The following is a 20245-nucleotide window of genomic DNA, read 5'->3' as shown; positions in this document are numbered from 1 at the left end:
TTTAGAAATTTGAAGCAAAGAGATAAGCATTAGTTAGTGCCTATAATACTTAAAGTGCCTTAAGTACTTAAAGTTAAATCACCAACAACTTTTAATCCCTAGGTTTAATTAGATTTTTATAACTGTAATCAGGAATAAAAAATATTAAAAACAGTGCTCATTTACTTATCTGTTTTTCAACTTTAGTCACTTTCAACTTTAAATACTTAAAACACTTTATATTACTTTTGATTGACATTTAAATTTTCAAATCAATGACAAATATATGTTGATTTGAGCTACTTTTGCCTCATCAGAACCAAGAATCTAAACATGAGCAGCGAAATACTTCCTAAAATATTTATCTACAACCCTACATGCGAAATTGCCATTGCCAATGGTACAGTAAGCTATATGCCCAATAAAACACTTTCGCGATTTGAGAAGGATTTGGATGTTTTGCCCATGCATTTTGCCAATGAAAAAGATATGGTTTTGGTAAATCAGTTGCCTGATCAGGAATTTATAAAGCTTATGCAAGAAGCTGGCATTTCTTTGCCAGAATTCAAACTGTTCGAATCATCGATACAGGATAAAGAGTTTGTAAACAGTGCCAAAGAGAGTTTGGAACCCTGGGGATGGAGTCCAAGAATTCATCATGTCTTCAAACACCTGAAAGCTTCTTGTCAGCAAGAATTTAAAAATCGCCCCAATGCTGAATGGCAGGCGAATCACAAGGATTTATATAGTCGTAGAAAAGCCTTGGAAGTTTTGAACTTTTTTCTGGATCACACAGACGACCCCTCTTATATCGAAAAAGAGCAAATTGCTATAATATGTACTTCCGTTTCTGAGGTAGAAGAGTTAATTAATAAGTGGAAGCAGATTGTAATTAAAGCTCCCTGGAGTTCTTCGGGTAGAGGCCTGCAGGTACTTCGTCAACCTCAGCTTAATGATTCCATCATTCAATGGATTAATGGCACTTTGGGTATTCAGGGCTATGTAATGGTTGAGCCTTTATTGGATAAGAAATACGATTTTTCTCTTCAATATTATATTGATGCCAAAGGTGCGCTGGATTATATCGGAAATGGTTTTTTTGCAACCAATAGCAATGGCCAATACGATGGTAATATTTTGGGTGGAATGCCTGCAGAAGTGAAAGATTTTCTTTCTGATGATAAGGTGCAACAATTATCGGAAGGCATAAAAGAAGCTTTGAATTCTTGTGATGTTGCTAAGAATTATTGTGGCTATTTGGGTATTGATTGTATGCTATACAGAGATCAAAATGGAGAAATGAAACTTCAACCCTGTCTGGAAATCAATTTGAGATACAATATGGGTATTCTTGCCCTGAAAATTGACGAGCATTTACATCCTGATACCAAAGGAATATTCAAAGTGCATTTTCAACCAAAATCTACATTTGATCAGTTCCATAAAGAAATGGTAATGAATCATCCATTGAAATGGAAGGATGGCAAATGGTTTGAAGGATATTTGCCTTTGGTGAGTTTTAATCAGAGTAAGGTATTTGGAGCCTATTTGTTACTGGAGAGAAAATAATCAGTGCCTTTAAACAATTTAACCCTTCGACCGTTTGACCCTTCGACTGTTTGACTGTTTGACTGTTTGACCCTTTTAGACTTTGATAAAAAAGGAGCCCGAAAATCGAGCTCCTGAAAGGAATCAAACTAGTTAGCAGTAATTGTAACCCTTATTAAGTCTGTTATAGCTGGATATGTAAATCCATCATTTACTTCCATAACTGCTTTCACTTCTTCATCCCCTGTATCTGGTCCACTCTGACGTGGCGCTTGATTATTTCCTGCTCCTGGATACTCATTCAATTCGGTACCAGCATCCCATAACATCAATTGATTTGTAACATCACCTGTAACAGGAATCCCATTCTTGAATAGGTAAATTCCTTTATCTTCAAAAGCAACAAACAAATCATTAGACTGTACCAACATTGTAGCAAGATTAAAGTAATCCAGTTCACTTGCCTCAAAAGTAAATTCATATGATTCTCCTATGAATATAGGTGCTCCACCACTTCCTCCAACAGGAATTGAAAATACTCCATGTGCATTAACACCTTGTAATCCTTCTAATGAAGCATTTAAATCCGCTGGACTGCCATCTTCGGCAAGAGCTTCCAATCCATTTCCAAAATCTAGAGAACCATCTTTAAACAATGGGTATCCTCCATGATTTAACACAAAAACACCTGGTGCAAATGGAGTAACATATCCACTGTTTTCATCCAAATACATTCCCAAATCGGAGTTCCCTCCATCTTCGGCCAAGACTTCCAACCCATTGGCTGCAGCCATATTTTCCTCAAAAATTGGCATTCCTGAATTGTGCACAACCCATACACCTGGTGCTATTGGAGTTTGGAATGCATACATATCAGATACGTTGGTAACTGTTACAGTAAATTCTGTACCACCATCATGACTTAACTCTACTTTGATCACCTGATCATTTGCCGGATAAGTAAAGCCATCAGCAACTTCTTTCACAGTACCATTTTCTGTAGTTCCTGTATTTGGTCCGGACTGACGTGGTGCTTGGTTAACTCCAACTCCTGGTTCTTCATTCACCTCTGTACCTGCATCCCAAAGCATTACTTCACTGGTTACATCTCCTGTGACAGCATCTCCATTTGCATCATAAAGTGCTAAACCTGTATCACCAAAACCATAAAATAAATCGTTAGATTGTACAAACATGGTGGCAAATGATAAGTATGCACCTTTACCAGCATTGAATTTATAGGAATAAGATCCTCCCGGACCTGCTGCATCAGTGGTTCCAGATTTAAAGAAAGCCTTTCCGGTTTGAATATTCTCTATGGTAACTGTAAAGTTTCCGGAAGCTACAGGAGGTAGAAATGTATCGTTGTCATCGTCGCAAGCAGATAAAACGAATAAGCTTGCAGCTGCAAATAATAGTAAATTTCTCATAACAAACATTTTTTGGATTAATACTTTAAAACTTTAATTCAAAAGTACTTTCCTCACAATCCAAAAAATGTAAGCTGCATCACATAAAGGTCAGAAAGTGGAATTTTTATAACTTTTCCAGTCCCCGAATTCGAATTTCTTTTCTTGTGTAATTTATGATTCCATCCTGTTTTAATTCATTAAACAGCCTGGTTACCGTCTCTCTTTTTGTTCCGATTAAATCGGCAAAATCTTTTTGTGTCAGAAAATGATTTATAATAACCTCTGAACCACTTTCAATCCCATTCTCATCCGCCATTTCTTTAAGAAATTCGCACAAACGAGTCTTCACATCTTTATGCAAAAGAGCTTCGAACCTGCGTTCCATCTTTTTTATCCGAAAACCTATTAATTTGTATATCGATAAACCAAAATTCTCATTTTGGCGCATCAATTCATACATATCGGGAAGTTGCATTGGGCATATTTCGGTTGGTTCGGTGCAAGCAAGCGCATAATCATCCCTTTTCTCTTCTCCCAATAAAGCTTTCTCTCCAAAAATCTCTCCTTTACCCAATATTGCTTTCACAATTTCTTCTCCATCTTCGCTATAGGAAACAATTTTAACTTTCCCTTTGCTCACCATAAAAATGGATCTGGAAGAATCATCAGGAAAATATATCACATCTCCTTTTTTAAATCCCTCAAAATGATCTTTTTGGTATTGCTTTAATTTATGTGGACATAGAATTTGAAACAGATTCACATTCTCGAAACACCAAATTGAGTTACCCATTTTATCAATTGATTTTGTAATTGAATTCAGCCCTCTCATTCCTTATGAAAGGGCTGCAATATTTTTTGATCCTAATGATGATGGTGATGTTTTCCTGGACCGAAATACAAATGCGAGAAGTCATGAACCGCATTGTTCAATTTCTTAATTACATTTAAATCGGTTGTCTGTTTGGCTTTCATTGCATACACACAAATTTCATGAAGTTTTGCCAATAGTTTCTGATTCTTCTTCATTTTCTCAGCATCATCGGTAAGTTTTACACGCTGAAACATGAAGTATTGAGTAGCAATCTCCTGCAGTTTTTTAGCATGCTCTTCTTTGTTGTTTACCCAGCGAACCAATTGATTGTAATTCACATTCTCTTCAGCTGATAATTCTACAATTTTTTTCATACTCTTCTCAATGGTGGAGATATGCTCACTCATCAATACAACGCGAACCGAATCGGCATAAATACCACATGGCACCTCGCAATGTGCAAAAGTATTTTTCTGATTACCAATTATTAAAAACAATGCAAATGCAAGCCCTAAACCTGTAGTTCTAATTAATTTTCTCATAACAACTAATATTATTTAATGATATTAAATTCTTATTTAAAATTAATCTATTTAATGAACATTACAAATACAATTTAGCATTATATCACAGTTGTAAAATGAAAAATTGTCGTTTAAATGACAATATATGGTATTCTGCTATTGTAACTTCATTCGCAACAATATCAAATATAGGCTTATCGATTTGAATCTTTTAAATAATGAAACAGAAAACAATACGAATAATAATTGGAGGTACTGTGACTAGTGCTATCCTAACCAGTCTTTTATATGGGTTTGTATTTACCAGTTACCTTGCCGAAGAACTTGCTATACCATGGACAGGTTTTCGTCAACAAATCCTCCTGATAGATTGGACCTGTTTATTCTTCGTCTCATTTGCTGCAGCTCTGCTTATGGGATTGCGAATCAATAGCTTTAATGCCACCAAAGGCATTATAGTTGGTGGCATCACTGGTCTAATACTCTTATTTATTAGCTTTTTTGCTGGAGTACAATTTTCTGGAAGTGGGTATTACCTGTTTTGTTATTTAATGTGGGGCTGGATTTTGGGAATAATCATCCACAAAAAGAATCGATTAATAATAAGACAATTTTAACTTCCGCTAAACCAATTTTTAAAACTACTAACCTTTTCTCTACTTACAATTAACTCTTTATCGCACTCTGCATTTAAAATTACCTTTAAGCGAGAGTTTGAATGCACCAATACATCGTTAATTGCGTTGATATTTACAATGAAAGAACGACTGATGCGGTAAAAATGCTTCGGATCTAAAAGATCTTGCAGCTCTTCCATTTTGTAATCGATAATGTACCTTTTTCCTTCATTCAATAAAATGAAAATATCTCTTCCTTCTGAATAAAAAAGTTCTATGCTTTCTGCTCTAAAAGATTTTAACTTCTCACCAACCTTTACCATGAACCTGGTCTTGTAATCTTTTTGAATGTTTGCCAATGCAGCACTTAACTCTTCAATGCTTTTTATTGATTGATTCCCAAAAGACTCTTTCATGCTTTCGTACTTCTTAAGTGCATCATACAGACTATCGAAAGTAACAGGTTTTAAAAGATAATCCACACTATTCAGCTTAAATGCATTCAATGCATATTCATTGTAAGCAGTGGTAAATATTATAGGAGTTTTAACCTGAACTCTATTGAAAATTTCAAAGCTTAATCCATCCACCAAGTGGATATCCAAAAAGATTAAATCAACTTTATTTTCCGGATTTCCAAGCCAAACTGAAGATTCTGTAATGGATTCAAATCTGTCAATTATTTTAATTTTTGGATCATACTTGTGTAATAATCGCTCCAGTTTATCCGCAGCTAATACTTCATCTTCAATTATAATAACATTCATTTTTAGGCGTAGTGTATTTAGTGTCTGTTAGTCTTCTATGTTAATTTTAGGAATCGATACATGAATATAATCATTAACTCTTTGCCATTCGAACTGAGAATCTGTATAAAAAGATAATGTCTTTTGTATCGCCTCCTTTAAGTTTTTGAACTTAGGCAATGGTTTTAGTCGCTCCGATGATAAAAACTTAAAGAGAATTGTATCGTCTGAACCTTCAATGAAGATTTCCAATTTCGTATTCAAATCAACCTGTTGACTATATTCAATCAATTGAATGGTTTGTAAAATCATATTTGGAACAACATGTATATTATTTATGTCATCCAGAGCCCAATTTACAATTAAATTATCTGAGTAATCGTAATTTCTAAGTTTTATATATTCTTCTATTTTTAATTTCTCTTCTTCCAGCGTTATGATCTCAGAATATCGATTGCCCAGTATTCTTCTGTAGAATAGTGCCAGATGATCAATATACTCCTCTGCTCCTTCCACCTTATCTTTTCTTATCAAACTGATTACACTTTCCAAAGATTCATATAAGAAATCAGGATTCAGTTTGTTTTTAAACACTTCTAATTCAAATTCGATATTCTTTCTATTCATTTCCTCTTTTTCAAGCAAAAGGGAATTTTGTCTGTCCAGGAAACGAATACTTAAATAAAAAAGGTGAAACAGAATGCCAACCAGAATAAAGATGATTAGGAATGAAACAAGTTCAGAAGAAAACTCACTAATCCCAATTACAAATCTAAAGTAAACTGCGAATAGGGCATAAACCAAACCTATGGTAATAAAAAAGCTTCCCGTATAAATGACTGAAAATTTTAGCAGCTTATTTCTGTTTAGAATTCTAATCTTGTCGGTTTTCAATAGCCAGAACCTGTAGGATTCGAATAATATTGCAGTTACTGCAATCAGGAATATTAATTCTTCAGGGCTAAAGTTATTGCTGATCTCTGCTAAACGATCAAAAATTAATAGCATTAAAAGATATACCAATATCGCAACACATGGAGGTGTAATCAAACGGTATATATTATTGTTTAAATAGTTGGCTTTCATAAGGTAAAGTATTATTTTACGATTGAAGTATTAATGGCAGACTTACCTTAAAATGCTCATTTTTATCCAGCAAAATACTGTCATTGGTAAAATATGAATATCTCTTTTTAATATTCTCTATTCCAATTTGAAATGATTCTGGCTGCTCCCTTAGTGGATTTATGTTATTCTTTACGCACAAATAATTATTGTCGATTTCAATATCTACTGACAAAGGTGATGTTTGTGAAATTAAATTGTGCTTAATGGCATTTTCAACCAGCATTTGAACCGAAAGTGGAGGCACATATGATTCCATGGCATTTTCAGGAATATTAATTTTTAATTCGTAAGCTTCCTGAAATCTTACCTGCAACAGATAATTGTATGATTGAACAAAATCCAATTCCTTTTGTAGTGGTATCAATGGCCTATTGTTTTGCTTAAATATAAAACGATAACTTTCAGCAAACATTCGAATAAATTTCTCCGCCACTTTCTTATCCTTATAAAGCAGGGATGATATGGTATTTAAAGAATTAAATAAGAAGTGTGGATTTAATTGAGATTTTAATGCCTCGAATTGCAAGTTTAGCTGGTTGTTCATCAGCTCCACCGATTTAATTTCCTCTTCGCGCATCTGATTGAATGAGTAGATCATGAAGTCGATGATACAATACACAAGAACCACCAAAAACAGAATCAATAGTGTTTTAAATATTTCATCATTGTAAATCAACCAAAATTGAGAATAACTTAAATCACCTCTTAACGAAATCAAAAACATTTCAGAATAAATGGCAATTAAAATCAAACCTATGAGGTACAAAGCTGTACATTGGATAAAAAAACGTATGGCATGCCTCTGTTTCCAACTCACCAACTTATTAAGATATTTGCCAACAAATAAGGTAGATATACCTGCCCACAAACCAAATACAGCACTGGGTAAATATCCAGTCAACTGATATTCAAAACCAGGCAATTCACCTACATAGCTATAAAATGCCAGAATGTAACAAAGCATTCCAAGAATAGGACTAATGATAATAAAGCGGAGATTTTTATTCACGGTTATGGGTTTTCTCTGATTTCACATTTAAACCTGTGTTCGATTTAAAGATACGGCAATGAATTTGTCGAATTGCAATCTTTCTAAAAGAATTCAATTTATCGAGTTTTTCACTCGATAAATCGATCTTGTAACATCTATTTCCTTAATTTTCTTTTGAATAAATGGCTTTCATTACTTTGCCATACTCGTACTCTGAGCTTATTCCCTGCGCTGCTTTGATTAAAGCATCTTTAATTTCTTCATCATCCAAATTCATTTCATGGATTGCTAATAAAAGAAAACTTGCCAATTCGTAATTAGAGGATATGTTTTCTGATTTGGCAATAAGAGTTAATTGTTGCTTTTTAGTCAAATTCCCTTTCACCAAAAGAGACTTATAAAATTTACTTAACTCATAGTTTGATGAAATATCATCCGAAGCTTTCAATAAAAAGTCAAATCGATCCTCTCCCAACTGTTCGTATTCTATCAGTTGATTCAGAATTCCCTTATAGGTATAATCTGATGATATATTTCCTAACAATTCAGTAAATTCATTTAAATTGGATTTGCTAACCATCTCTTCTCGAATCATGGAGTTAATGATTTGTCCCATCTCATAATCCGAGGATACCGACTCAGTTAGTTCTATTATTTTACCTACATTGCCTGATGACAACCCTTCATTTTTAATAATCGACTTAATAATCTGTGATTTTTCATAGTTGGATGAAAGCTCTTCAACTTCACTCAACAATTTATTCATTTGAGCACTTGTAAGCTTATCATCAGCAAGAGCCATCTTCATTAAGTTCGATTTCTCGTAAGATGAGCTGATATCTCCCATAGCATCAATAAAGTGCGTAAAGTTTTCTTCATTAAGCTCATTTAATTTATAAACTGATTTTAAAACCTGGGAGAGTTCATAATTGGATGAAATCTCTTCTAAACTGTTAAAAAACTCAGCCGAAATTTCAGGATCTTGAATAAATACTGGATTGTACTTCTTGTAAATCTGAGACAATTCATAATCCGAACTAATTCGATATGGAAATTCTCTTAGTAAATTTTGAAGTTCGCTCTTATTTAGTTTATTATTCTTTAATAAATATTTTACCATGCGCGAACGATAATAATCACTATCCGTTTCCTGCAATTCATTCAAAAAGCCTGTAACACCAGATTTCTTATAGATTTTATTTACTCTATTCTCAAGATCAAGGCCCGAATTTCTAACAATATCCGGAAGCATTTTCTTCATCCAGGCACGCCCCTTAGGTTCAAAATCAACCTCTCTGCTTCCTTCAAAGTAACGATAGTTAATTCTCCCTTCATCGGATCTGATGTACAATTTGCGTTTCATACCGAAACTCACCATGCTTATTTTGATGTACGCATCATCCGACATGGCTTTTACATCGGTATAGTCTTCATTAAATTCAATATCACCATTGGTAGAGATTTTAATATTTTCAACCCTCCAATTATTATTCTTGGTTATCACAATATCCCAATCGCCATTACCTGCATTTGCAGCATTACATGATAATGTCGACAACATTACGACTGCCATTAGGCTTAGTAAAAATTGTAAATGTGTTTTCATATGCTTGTATATTATTTTTTTGTGACGTTTATATTTTATCCTACGATACAATATTCCGAATAAAGCATACAAGAAAAAAACAAATTGACATCAACTGTAGTTTCGATGTAGTGAATTGTAAGAAGTACGTATTAAGAGGAAACGAGAGAATAATCTGAATAGAGACGGCATAAATGCCGTCTGAAAAGAAAGATTGACTTGTTACTCAGGAAAACATCCAATAAGACGCAGATTGTCATGATTATTTATGATTGGGATAAGGTAACTTTCAGCAAATTTCACTCACCCAACGAACCACATCATAACCAATCATCTGAAACCCCAAAAATCTGCGTCTAATAACAAAAAAAAGCCATCTCAAACGAGATGGCTCATATCTATCATATGTGATATTTCTTACATGTTCATACCACCACAAACGTGAAGTGTTTGACCTGTTACGTATGAAGACAAATCAGATCCTAAGTAAACACATGTTTGAGCAATTTCTTCTGGAGTACCACCACGTTTCAATGGAATTTTTCCAGCCCATTCTTTTACTACATCTTCTGGTAATTTACCAGTCATTTCAGTAATAATGAAACCTGGAGCAATTGCATTAGAACGAATACCTCTAGAACCTAGTTCTTTAGCTACAGATTTTGTAAATCCAATGATACCTGCTTTAGAAGCTGAATAGTTTGCCTGCCCAGCATTACCGCTAACACCAACTACAGAACTCATGTTGATGATAGAACCACTGCGCTGCTTCAACATTGTTCTTTGAGCTGCTTTGGTAAAGTTGAAAACAGATTTCAAGTTCACATTGATTACTGCATCCCACTGCTCTTCAGTCATACGCATTAATAAAGTATCCTGAGTAATACCAGCATTGTTTACCAAGATGTCAATAGCACCAAATTCTTTTACGATTTCAGCAACTACTTTATCAGTATCAGCAAAGTTACTTGCGTCAGAAGCATATCCTTTTGCTTTTACACCGTAAGAAGCAATTTCTTTTTCAGTTTCGATAGCTTGCTCATTGTAGAACAAGTCAGTAAAAGCAACATTACAACCTTGTTTTGCAAATTCAATTGCAACCGCTTTACCAATACCGCGAGAAGCACCGGTAACAATCGCTGTTTTTCCTTCTAATAACTTCATTTGAAATTCTATTTTTATTAAAAATATATTCTTAATTAAGGATGATGTTCCCACTCACACACGAGCCCAAACACCAAAATCGCTAACAAATATAAAATATTTTCAGGGATATCTACTTTTGTTTATGTCTCCTAAAAAGAAAGCACATCCTCATTTGATAAATTCCTTTACAAAAATGATTTTACTACACAGCACAATTCCAACACATTACAACCCTTACTCTATTTAATCAAACTGTAAATTTCTTCTAGAATTTCGCTAGCTTTTCCTTGAAGAAAAAAATCAGTAATTCCATCTGTATAGTTCGACTCCCCTGTATTGATTTCGATAACCACTGCTCCATTTCGTTTGGCTTCGGTAGGAATCATGGCAGCAGGCATAACTTCCCCTGTAGTTCCTACCACCAATACCACATCAGCATCTCTGGCTGCCTGCAATGATTTTCGATAAGCTGTTTCAGGAATCCCTTCTCCAAAAAAGACAAAGTCAGGTTTCAGAATTTTCTTATCATTCACACATTTGGGAGGCAATTCCTCCAAGTCTACCTCAGATGGAATGTAGCTTTTACCACATTGCAAACAAACCAACTTTTGTGAATTGCCATGGAATTCGTAAACCACTTTCGATCCAGCTTCCTGGTGCAGATTATCAATATTTTGGGTTACCACTGCTTTTAGTAAACCTTTCTCCTCAAGCTGTGCCAACACTTTGTGAGCTCCATTGTACTTTGCTTCACCAAAAAAATCATAAAAGATCGATTTAATAGCCTTCCAGGATTCAACAGGATTCAAATGAAAATAATCCAAATCGAGACATTGTGGATCATATCTACTCCACAATCCATCTGGACCTCTGAAGGGTGGTATTCCACTTTCAACAGATACTCCCGCACCAGTAAAGGCAATCATTGATTTAGAATTGGAAATGATATCGGCAACTTTTTGTAAATCTTCTTTCATGGTTTAATTCAATATTTTACTTGTAACAATGTTTGGAAAATTTCACTTTAAAAACAGATAACCATTCCTTGATTTAAATATTTTTTAAAGATTTTATCGCTGATTTTCTGACATTTACAACTAGTAACGATTTGTTAACATTGCTGTAATATTCCTGTAACATTAGTATTCTAACATTGCAGTGTGAAAAGATACAAGTTAGTTCTTTTTACACTATGTAAATGTAACAAACAAGATTTTAAAATATTATAAATCTAAGAACAATCGTTTTTTAAACTAAAATTTAAACCAAGATGAAAAAATTACAATTGCTTTTTACTGCTGTTATTGCAGTTGCCTTAATGGCAAGTTGCGGGAATACAGGTAAAGATAAAACTGCAAGCAACAAAAAAGCTAAAACAATAACAGGTGCTGGAGCTACTTTCCCACAACCATTTTACAACAAAATTTTCAAGAGTTATACCAAAGAAAAAGGTTTATTGGTTACCTATGGTGGAATTGGTTCTGGTGGAGGTATCCGAAGCTTAAAAGATAAAATCGTTGACTTTGGAGCAAGTGATGCATTCTTAAATGATAAGAAGCTAGCCGACATGCCAGCGGAAGTACTTCACGTTCCTACTTGTTTGGGTGCTGTAGTTGCTGCGTACAACCTGCCTGGAAAACCAGAATTAAAATTCACACCAGAATTGATGGAAGGTGTTTTCATGGGTAAAATCAAAAAATGGAACGATGCTAAAATTGCAGCAGTAAACCCTGGTGTAAAACTTCCTGACATGGAAATCACGGTTGTTTACCGTTCTGACGGATCAGGTACTACTTTTATCTTTAGCGATTACATGAGCAAAGTAAGCACTGAATGGAAAGAAAAAATTGGTGCTGGTAAAGCTTTAAAATGGCCTGTTGGTATTGGTGCAAAAGGAAACCCTGGTGTTGCTGGTACAATTAGCCAAACAGAAGGTGCTATTGGTTACATAGGATCTGAGTACGCTTTCGCAATGGGTATTCCTGTAGCAAGCATCCAGAACAAAGCTGGTAACTTTATCCTCCCTTCTGTTGAGTCTGTAAGTGCATCGGCTAAAGGTGAAATGCCAGCTGATACTCGTGTAAGCTTAACCAATACCGATGCTGCTGATGGATATCCTATCTCTAGCTTTACTTGGTTAATTCTGTACAAAGAGCAAAACTACAACGACAGAAGTGCTGATCAAGCTGCTCAAACCATCAAATTAATTGAATGGGTTGTAAGTCCTGAAGCTCAAAAAGAAACTACAAAAGTACACTATGCTCCACTTCCTGAAGCTGCAGTGGCTAAAGCCAAAGCAGTTCTTGGTAAGGTAACTTATAACGGAAAAGCATTAAAATAAAACAATTGACTTCGGTCAAACAACGAGCTTGTAACAGCTAAATAAAAAGTTCTCCAGACTACCAACTGGTACAAGCTCGTTCTTCTATTACACTGAATCGTTCAAATCTTATGAACAGCGAAAAAATCTTCAAATATCTATTAGTTAGCAGTGGTGTTCTTATGGTGCTAATTGCCTTGGGAATTGTTGCTACACTATTTGTTGGCTCCATCCCTTCTTTTAAAGAGTTTGGGTTTGGATTTTTATTTTCTACAGAATGGGATCCAACAGAAGGACGTGAAACCTATGGTGCTTTGCCATTTATAATCGGTACACTCCTAACCTCCATTCTGGCTTTAATCATTACATTTCCATTCGCCTTTTCCATTTCCTTATTCCTAGGTGAATATTTTAAAGATGGTGCCTTGCCTTCCTTTTTAAGGTCAGTAGTTGATCTGTTGGCTGGTATTCCATCGGTTGTATATGGATTGTGGGGATTTTATGCATTAAAACCATTGGTTGCAGAGCTAGGTCTTAATGCACAAGGATTCGGAATATTCACATCATCGGTTATTCTGGCGATCATGATTATTCCATATGCTTCTTCTCTTGGTGCCGAAGTAATTTCAATGGTTCCAGGCAGTTTAAAAGAAGCTGCTTACTCACTTGGAGCGACACGCTTCGAGGTAGTTAGAAACGTAATTGTTCCTAACGCAGGTTCAGGAATATTTGCAGGTTATATACTCGCACTGGGTAGAGCAATTGGTGAAACCATGGCAGTTACCATGTTGATTGGTAATTCCAATAATATGCCAACAGGAATTTTCGATTTGGGAAATACCATGGCCAGTTTGATTGCAAACCAGTTTGGCGAAGCAGAAGGATTAAAATACACTGCCTTGATCGAGATCGGATTGATCCTATTCGTCATCACCGGTATCGTAAATTATATCGGAAAATTAATCATGAAAAAATTATCGGCTTAGCCTATATTATATAAAGAAATGAATATCTCTACAGAAATATCAGACAGGAAGATGAAGCAACGCTTGTTGAAAGACAAGATCTTTACCAATGCAATGATCTTCCTTGCTTTCCTTTCAGGTGTGCCTTTATTCCTGATTCTATACCAATTGGCAATAAAAGGATACCGTCAGTTGAACATCAGCTTTTTCTTCGAGGAAGCACCTGATACCATGGAAGCAATGGTGGCAGTTGCAAACAACGAAATTATTCCTGGTGGAATTGCCAATGGTATTGTAGGTACATTAATCATTGTTGGTTTAGCTTCATTAATCGCTATTCCAGTTGGTATTATTTGTGGAACCTATCTAGCCGAGAATGCCGAAGGGAAATTTGCAGGTTTGGTTCGATTTATTGTTGATATGCTTCAAGGTGTACCTTCTATCGTTTTGGGCGTAATCGGTTACATCTGGATTGTTAAGCCAGTGACCAATGGTTTCTCCGCTTTGGCTGGTAGTGTTGCCTTATCAATTATGATGTTACCATCAATTGTGCGATCAACAGAGGAAACATTAAAAATGATACCAGGCACATTAAAAGAAGCTGCTTTATCACTAGGTGTTCCCTATCACAAAGTGATCCTTAAAGTGATTCTACCAACCGGTATCTCAGGTATCCTAACCGGAGTAATCCTTGGGATATCACGTATTGCAGGAGAAACAGCCCCTCTTATGCTTACAGCTTTGGGAAGCACTGTTGTTAATACCAATATCACAGAGCCATCAAGTGCTGTACCTCTCTTGGTTTGGGAGTTTTATAACGATCCTAATCTAGTAAATATGATATGGAGCGCCTCCTTATTCTTATTACTATTAATCCTAGGTCTGAATTTATCAGCTAAAGCAATCGCGAAAAAATGGAAAGTACAATACTAAAACAAGTTCAAATGCCTACAGAGCAAAAATATAAAGAGAACGTCGTGATAAAGAATCCAATTGAAAATATTGAATCTCCAGTTTTAAAAATCGATGATTTATCGGTTTCTTACGGAGGAGATAAGTATGCAATACAAAATGTATCTGCAGGTATTGCCAAAAATAAAATTACTGCAATTATGGGTCCTTCGGGCTGCGGAAAAAGTACGCTTTTAAGAGCCATTAACCGCATGCACGAATTGTATCCAAATACCCATAACAAAGGTGGAGTTTATCTGGGTGATGAAAACATCTATGAACTAAATCCAATTCAATTGAGACGAAAAATTGGTATGGTGTTTCAACGTCCAAATCCATTTCCTACCATGAGCATTTACGATAATGTAATTGCAGGTTTTAACTTGAATGGAATTAAACTAAAGAGATCTGAAAAAGATGAAATCGTTGAAAAGTCATTACGAGAGGTGGCGCTTTGGGACGAGGTAAAAGATGCCCTACACAACAGAGGAACTTTCTTGTCAGGTGGTCAGCAACAAAGATTGTGTATTGCACGTGCTTTGGCATATACCCCCGACATTATTTTACTTGATGAACCAACTTCGGCACTTGACCCAATTGCAACTTCGAAAATTGAAGACTTGCTGGTGAAATTGAAGAAAGATTTTACAATTGTATTGGTAACGCACAACATGTCGCAGGCTGCTCGTATTTCTGATTACTCTATGTTTATGTATCTTGGAGAGTTGGTAGAGTATGGCAAAACAAAGCAAATGTTTACCACGCCTAAAGACAAGCGCACCGAAGAATATCTAACAGGTAAATTTGGTTGATTTTCTGTTATTTAAATTTTGAATAAGCAATTAAGCTTTTTCATTTATAATTCATAATTTATAACTCATAATTGATATAGTATGTCAATCAAAAAAGATAAAAAATTCGATAAGCTTCATTCTGATTTTAGTAAAATGAAATTGATTCTTCAAGAACAATTTGAGATCCTGGATGAAGTTGTATCATACGGATTAGATATTATAGATCCTAAAAGAATTGAAAAGTTTAAAGAAAATGAGAATAAACTTGACAATCTTGAGTTAAAAATGAGTGACAATATCATTCTTACCATGGGATTACAGCAACCAATGGCAAGTGAATTGCGAATGTTGGTTTCCTATTTCAGAATGATTGGTTTTATCGAAAGAATTGGTGATCAATTAAACAATGTAATCAATTTCATGAATAAGATGGATCCTCCTTTTATTCACGAAAGACATAGGGAATCATTGCTAAATATGCTATCCATTAGTGAAAAAATGGTTCGCAAAGCATTAATTTCTTTTGAAGACAACGATAAAGAATATGCCATTTGGACCATTAAAAACGATGAATTGGTTGATGAAATGAGATTTAAACTAATGAAACGAATGGTGAAAAAAGAAATTCCTGAAGGAATAGATAAAAACGAGATTTTTAATTTACTAAACTTTGGAAGTATCTTAAGTAGCATTGAAAGAGTTGCCGACAATGCAACTAATATTGCAGAAGCTTCTATCTATTTCCAACAAGGAATTGACTTACGTCACAAAGACATATCTGAAGAAGAATAGTTAATTATCCTTGGTCAATAGTTCATTGGAATATCTATTTTTAAATGACTAGTGACCTTTGATTAGTGCCCCATAAACTCTATGATCGCTCTGGGAACTTTCAAGATCTGAATACTAAACTAAATAACCTTAAAAAAACCCGGAAAGATTTCCAAAAAATGAAGGATTTAAAGATATTAGTAGTCGATGATGAAGAGGATTTGTGCGAAATCCTGCAATACAATCTCGAACAAGAAGGTTTTCAGGTGGATACCGCCTTTTCATCGGAACAAGCCTTAAAGCTAGACTTGAGCAAATATGATTTCTTCCTGTTAGATATCATGATGGGAGAAATCTCAGGTCTGGAGTTGGCTAAAATTATTCGTCGTAACCCCGATTTGGAGGATAAACCCATACTGTTTATCACTGCAAAAGGGAGCGAAACCGACAAATTGCTTGGATTTAAAGCAGGTGCTGATGATTATGTTGCAAAACCTTTCTCAGTTAAGGAAGTTATTGCCAGAATTCATGTAATTTGCAAACGTGTTTTCTCTGAAACAAAAAACGAGGCAAGTTTCGAATATGAAAATTTGAAACTTGTTTCGGAGTCGAAACAAGTTACGATTAACGGCATTGATGTTGGCTTGACCAAAACAGAGTTTGAAATTTTACACCTGCTCTTAAACCATGCAGGAAGAATTTACTCTCGTGATGAAATCATGAATAAAATTTGGGAGGGCGACACCTATGTAGGCGATCGAACTGTTGATGTGAATGTACGACGAATCAGAAAAAAAATTGGAGAATATCACAATTTAATTAAAACCAAGTCGGGGTATGGATATTATTTTGATCCCCGCGTAAAATAGATTAATTCGTTTTTATACATGACAACAAACTTTCCTAACTCTGGATCAAAATACAAGAAGCGCTTATTTGTTTACTTCTTTTTGATTGTGTTGATTTTTTCTATGCTTATTGGTGGTTTCCAGTACAACCAGGAAATTGCCTATCGAAGAGAAAAATTAGAGTATGCGTTGAATATTTATACCGAACAGGTTCAGGAGTTAATCAAACAGAAAGACTTAATCACCAAAAACGAATTTGTAGAAGTTGATTCATTAAGAAGCTTAATGCCTGACCACAATATACGATTGACCGTTATTTTGAGCGATGGTAAAGTTGTTTATGATTCTGATGTTGAAGACATAACCAGACTTGACAATCATATAAATAGACCTGAAGTTCAAAAGTCGATTTATGGCAGCAAAGGAAGCAATATCCGATTATCAGGATCAACAGGACAAACCTATTATTATTATTCAAAGCATTACTACACCCACTTTGTAAGGGCAGCACTACCCTACAACGAGAGTGTAGTTTCTTTTTTAAAGGCCAACAAGCTGTTTTTCTATTTCCTAATCGCCTTGTTTGGCGTTACAATTGTGTTCTTGCTTTATGCAACAGAGCATTTTGGAAACTCCATTGCCAAACTTCGAAAATTTGCCATTAATGCTGCCAAAAACAGACCTATTGATCCAAATGAGAATTTTGGAAAAACCGAACTGGGCGAAATCAGCCATCAAATTGTAAAAATTTACAATAAGTTGAGCAAAACCAAGGAAGACTTGGTAAAAGAAAAGGAAAAACTAATAATGCACCTTCAGATTGCACAAGAAGGTGTAGCCGTTTTCGATAAAAACAGGAATTTAATTCTTTGGAACAGTCACTTTATCGATTATATCAATTACCTGTCAAACATTTCAACACATAACTACCAGGAAATATTCGAGTTGCCTGAATTAACAGAGATTAATGATTTCATTAAATCAAACATTAAAAAACTGGAGAAAAACTACATTCCTAATGTTGATATTATTAGCTCGAAAAATGTAGTTACCGTTGGCCATAAAATGTTTCTTTACCAGGTTGTGGTTTTCCACGATTGCAATTTCGAAATCTCGATTAACGATATTACCAAATCGGAAAACGAGAAAACCATAAAGCAAGAAATGACCTTGAACATTGCGCATGAGCTTAAAACTCCTGTTACTGCAGTTTCTGGATTTTTAGAGACCATTAAAGACAATCCGGAGATGCCTGAGGATAAGAAAATTCTTTTTATTGAACGATCCTGTGTGCAAATTAACAGATTATCGAATTTAATTCAGGATATTTCGGTGCTTACCAAAATGGAAGAAACACAACAATTGTTTACCATTGGCAATGTGAGCATTGGCAAACTATTGAATGAAATGTTGGATGATTTTGAGTTAAAATTGGAACATGCCAAAATGGATATCCAGCTTCATATACCTGAAGATTTAAACATCAAAGGAAACACTGAATTGTTGGATTCTGTGTTCAGAAATCTGATCGATAACTCAATAAAATATGCAGGAGAAGGAAGCTCCATAGAAATTAAACATTACTTCGAAGACAACAATTATCATTATTTCTCCTATCATGACAATGGAATTGGAATTTCGGAGGATCATTTGCCAAGAATTTTTGAGCGCTTCTACCGTGCCGATAATGGCAGATCAAGAAAAATGGGTGGTACCGGGCTAGGCTTATCCATTGTTAAAAATGCAGTAGGCTTTCACAAGGGACGTATTTTCGTTAAAGCACGAAAAGAAGGCGGTACAGAGTTTTTCTTCTCTTTAAAAAAGCAGTTATCCTAATTTCCAAAAGTGAAATAGTAGAATAGTAGAAAGGTACTTTTTTTAACATTTATACTTTTTCACTTTTCAACTTTTAGTATCTTCATGCTTCATCAAACTATAAAAATATGTACAAAGCAAGTGAAGATAGGTATGAAAACATGCCTTACCGAAGATGTGGAAGAAGTGGATTATTGCTACCAGCCATTTCCATAGGATTATGGCACAATTTCGGACATGTAGATCTTTACGACAATTTTAAGCAAATACTATTCAGAGCATTCGACAGAGGAATTACCCATTTCGATTTGGCAAACAATTACGGACCACCCCCTGGTTCGGCCGAAGAAAACTTTGGTAAGATCCTTCGGGAACACCTGAGTCACTACCGCGATGAGATGATCATTTCCACCAAAGCAGGCTATCATATGTGGCCCGGACCATATGGAGATTGGGGATCACGCAAATATTTAATTGCCAGTCTCGACCAAAGTTTAAAGCGAATGGGTTTGGATTATGTGGACATCTTCTACTCGCACCGACCAGACCCCAATACGCCACTTGAGGAGACCATGATGGCTTTGGATCATGTGGTACGCCAGGGCAAAGCTTTATACGTAGGAATTTCATCCTATTCTCCTGATCAAACCCGCGAAGCTGCAAGAATTTTGCGTGAATTGGGTACTCCTTGTCTGATTCATCAACCAAGATATTCGATGTTCGATCGATGGGTGGAAGATGGATTGCTGGATCAGATCGAAAAAGATGGAATTGGTTCAATCGTCTTCTCTCCTCTTGCACAGGGCTTGCTAACCAACAAATACATTAAGGGCATTCCTGAAAATTCGAGAGCCGCTAAATCTCATGGTTTCTTACAAAAGGATCAGATTACCGATAAGCTAATTGATAAGGTAAAAGCCTTAAACCAAATGGCAGAAAGAAGAGGTCAAAGTCTGGCACAAATGGCCATTGCATGGCTATTGAAAGATGAGCGTGTAACTTCAGTTCTCGTTGGTGCAAGTTCTGTTGCTCAACTCGATCAGAATATCGATAGTGTAAACAACCTACATTTTGAAATTTTCGAATTGGAAGAAATTGAAAAGATCTTAACAAACTAGATTTAAGTGCAGATAATTAGATTGCAAATCAAAAAGATTTGCAATCTTTCATTCATAGAATATATTGAATGCACTTTCCATTTACTTCTTTTTTATGGCTCTGTATGATTTGGACTAAGTAATTCTTTAGATTCATTATTATCTACCTTTACCTTCCTCCTTTCTCCAAAGTG

General features: G+C 35.2%; 19 protein-coding genes. 10 read left to right on the top strand and 9 right to left on the bottom strand.

The window, feature by feature from the left end; translation table 11 throughout:
• Positions 1-312: 312 nt before the first annotated feature.
• Positions 313-1548 (top strand): hypothetical protein, encoded by a 1236-nt coding sequence (locus tag M0051_RS10755; RefSeq protein WP_306741539.1) that lies wholly within the window; start codon positions 313-315, stop codon positions 1546-1548.
• A 128-nt stretch (positions 1549-1676) separates the two neighbouring features.
• On the opposite strand, the gene M0051_RS10750 is transcribed toward M0051_RS10755, so the two are convergent.
• The 3 genes from M0051_RS10750 to M0051_RS10740 form a co-directional block, all read right to left on the bottom strand.
• Positions 1677-2957 (bottom strand): spondin domain-containing protein, encoded by a 1281-nt coding sequence (locus M0051_RS10750; RefSeq protein WP_306741538.1) that lies wholly within the window; start codon positions 2955-2957, stop codon positions 1677-1679.
• A 106-nt stretch (positions 2958-3063) separates the two neighbouring features.
• Positions 3064-3732: a Crp/Fnr family transcriptional regulator gene (locus tag M0051_RS10745; RefSeq protein WP_306741537.1), complete on the bottom strand. Its 669-nt coding sequence runs from the start codon at positions 3730-3732 to the stop codon at positions 3064-3066.
• 71 nt (positions 3733-3803) lie between these two features.
• A complete protein-coding gene (locus M0051_RS10740) occupies positions 3804-4295 on the bottom strand; it encodes a superoxide dismutase [Ni] (protein WP_306741536.1) in 492 nt (163 codons plus the stop codon).
• A 200-nt stretch (positions 4296-4495) separates the two neighbouring features.
• On the opposite strand from M0051_RS10740, the gene M0051_RS10735 reads away from it, so the two are divergent.
• Positions 4496-4894, top strand: a complete 399-nt coding sequence (locus tag M0051_RS10735) for a hypothetical protein (RefSeq protein WP_306741535.1) — start codon at positions 4496-4498, stop codon at positions 4892-4894.
• On the opposite strand, the gene M0051_RS10730 is transcribed toward M0051_RS10735, so the two are convergent.
• From M0051_RS10730 to M0051_RS10705, 6 genes are all read right to left on the bottom strand, one after another.
• Positions 4891-5661, bottom strand: a complete 771-nt coding sequence (locus tag M0051_RS10730; protein ID WP_306741534.1) for a LytTR family DNA-binding domain-containing protein — start codon at positions 5659-5661, stop codon at positions 4891-4893. The genes M0051_RS10735 and M0051_RS10730 overlap by 4 nt on opposite strands.
• A 27-nt stretch (positions 5662-5688) precedes the next feature.
• Positions 5689-6726, bottom strand: coding sequence for a histidine kinase (locus tag M0051_RS10725; RefSeq protein WP_306741533.1), 1038 nt, complete (start codon positions 6724-6726; stop codon positions 5689-5691).
• A 16-nt stretch (positions 6727-6742) separates the two neighbouring features.
• On the bottom strand, positions 6743-7777 hold the full coding sequence (locus tag M0051_RS10720; protein WP_306741532.1) for a sensor histidine kinase: 1035 nt from the start codon (positions 7775-7777) through the stop codon (positions 6743-6745).
• A gap of 145 nt (positions 7778-7922) precedes the next feature.
• The gene (locus M0051_RS10715; RefSeq protein ID WP_306741531.1) at positions 7923-9365 is read right to left on the bottom strand and encodes a hypothetical protein; all 1443 of its coding nucleotides are present in this window, start codon (positions 9363-9365) and stop codon (positions 7923-7925) included.
• Between the two features lie 396 nt (positions 9366-9761).
• Complete coding sequence (gene fabG / locus M0051_RS10710; RefSeq protein WP_306741530.1) at positions 9762-10508, bottom strand: 3-oxoacyl-[acyl-carrier-protein] reductase; 747 nt, start codon at positions 10506-10508, stop codon at positions 9762-9764.
• A gap of 221 nt (positions 10509-10729) precedes the next feature.
• The gene (locus M0051_RS10705; protein WP_306741529.1) at positions 10730-11467 is read right to left on the bottom strand and encodes an NAD-dependent deacylase; all 738 of its coding nucleotides are present in this window, start codon (positions 11465-11467) and stop codon (positions 10730-10732) included.
• Between the two features lie 293 nt (positions 11468-11760).
• Here M0051_RS10705 and pstS point away from each other — a divergent pair, with 293 nt between their 5' ends.
• The 8 genes from pstS to mgrA all read left to right on the top strand — a co-directional run bounded on the left by pstS (position 11761) and on the right by mgrA (position 20072).
• A complete protein-coding gene (gene pstS / locus M0051_RS10700; protein ID WP_306741528.1) occupies positions 11761-12831 on the top strand; it encodes a phosphate ABC transporter substrate-binding protein PstS in 1071 nt (356 codons plus the stop codon).
• Positions 12832-12941: 110 nt separating this feature from the next.
• A complete protein-coding gene (gene pstC / locus M0051_RS10695) occupies positions 12942-13796 on the top strand; it encodes a phosphate ABC transporter permease subunit PstC (RefSeq protein WP_306741527.1) in 855 nt (284 codons plus the stop codon).
• Positions 13797-13814: 18 nt separating this feature from the next.
• Positions 13815-14708, top strand: a complete 894-nt coding sequence (gene pstA / locus M0051_RS10690; RefSeq protein ID WP_306741526.1) for a phosphate ABC transporter permease PstA — start codon at positions 13815-13817, stop codon at positions 14706-14708.
• Between the two features lie 11 nt (positions 14709-14719).
• On the top strand, positions 14720-15538 hold the full coding sequence (pstB, locus tag M0051_RS10685) for a phosphate ABC transporter ATP-binding protein PstB (protein ID WP_373568313.1): 819 nt from the start codon (positions 14720-14722) through the stop codon (positions 15536-15538).
• Positions 15539-15619: 81 nt separating this feature from the next.
• A complete protein-coding gene (locus M0051_RS10680) occupies positions 15620-16312 on the top strand; it encodes a PhoU domain-containing protein (RefSeq protein ID WP_306741524.1) in 693 nt (230 codons plus the stop codon).
• Positions 16313-16470: 158 nt separating this feature from the next.
• Positions 16471-17160, top strand: a complete 690-nt coding sequence (locus M0051_RS10675) for a response regulator transcription factor (protein WP_306741523.1) — start codon at positions 16471-16473, stop codon at positions 17158-17160.
• A gap of 18 nt (positions 17161-17178) precedes the next feature.
• Complete coding sequence (locus M0051_RS10670; protein ID WP_306741522.1) at positions 17179-18975, top strand: cell wall metabolism sensor histidine kinase WalK; 1797 nt, start codon at positions 17179-17181, stop codon at positions 18973-18975.
• 107 nt (positions 18976-19082) lie between these two features.
• The gene (gene mgrA / locus M0051_RS10665) at positions 19083-20072 is read left to right on the top strand and encodes an L-glyceraldehyde 3-phosphate reductase (RefSeq protein WP_306741521.1); all 990 of its coding nucleotides are present in this window, start codon (positions 19083-19085) and stop codon (positions 20070-20072) included.
• Positions 20073-20245 lie beyond the last annotated feature (173 nt).

It is taken from the genome of Marinifilum sp. D714, assembly GCF_030851345.1.
Lineage (GTDB): Bacteria > Bacteroidota > Bacteroidia > Bacteroidales > Marinifilaceae > Marinifilum.
The sequence above is the reverse complement of the archived record's forward strand: the minus strand, read 5'-3'. Positions and strand labels throughout refer to the sequence as shown.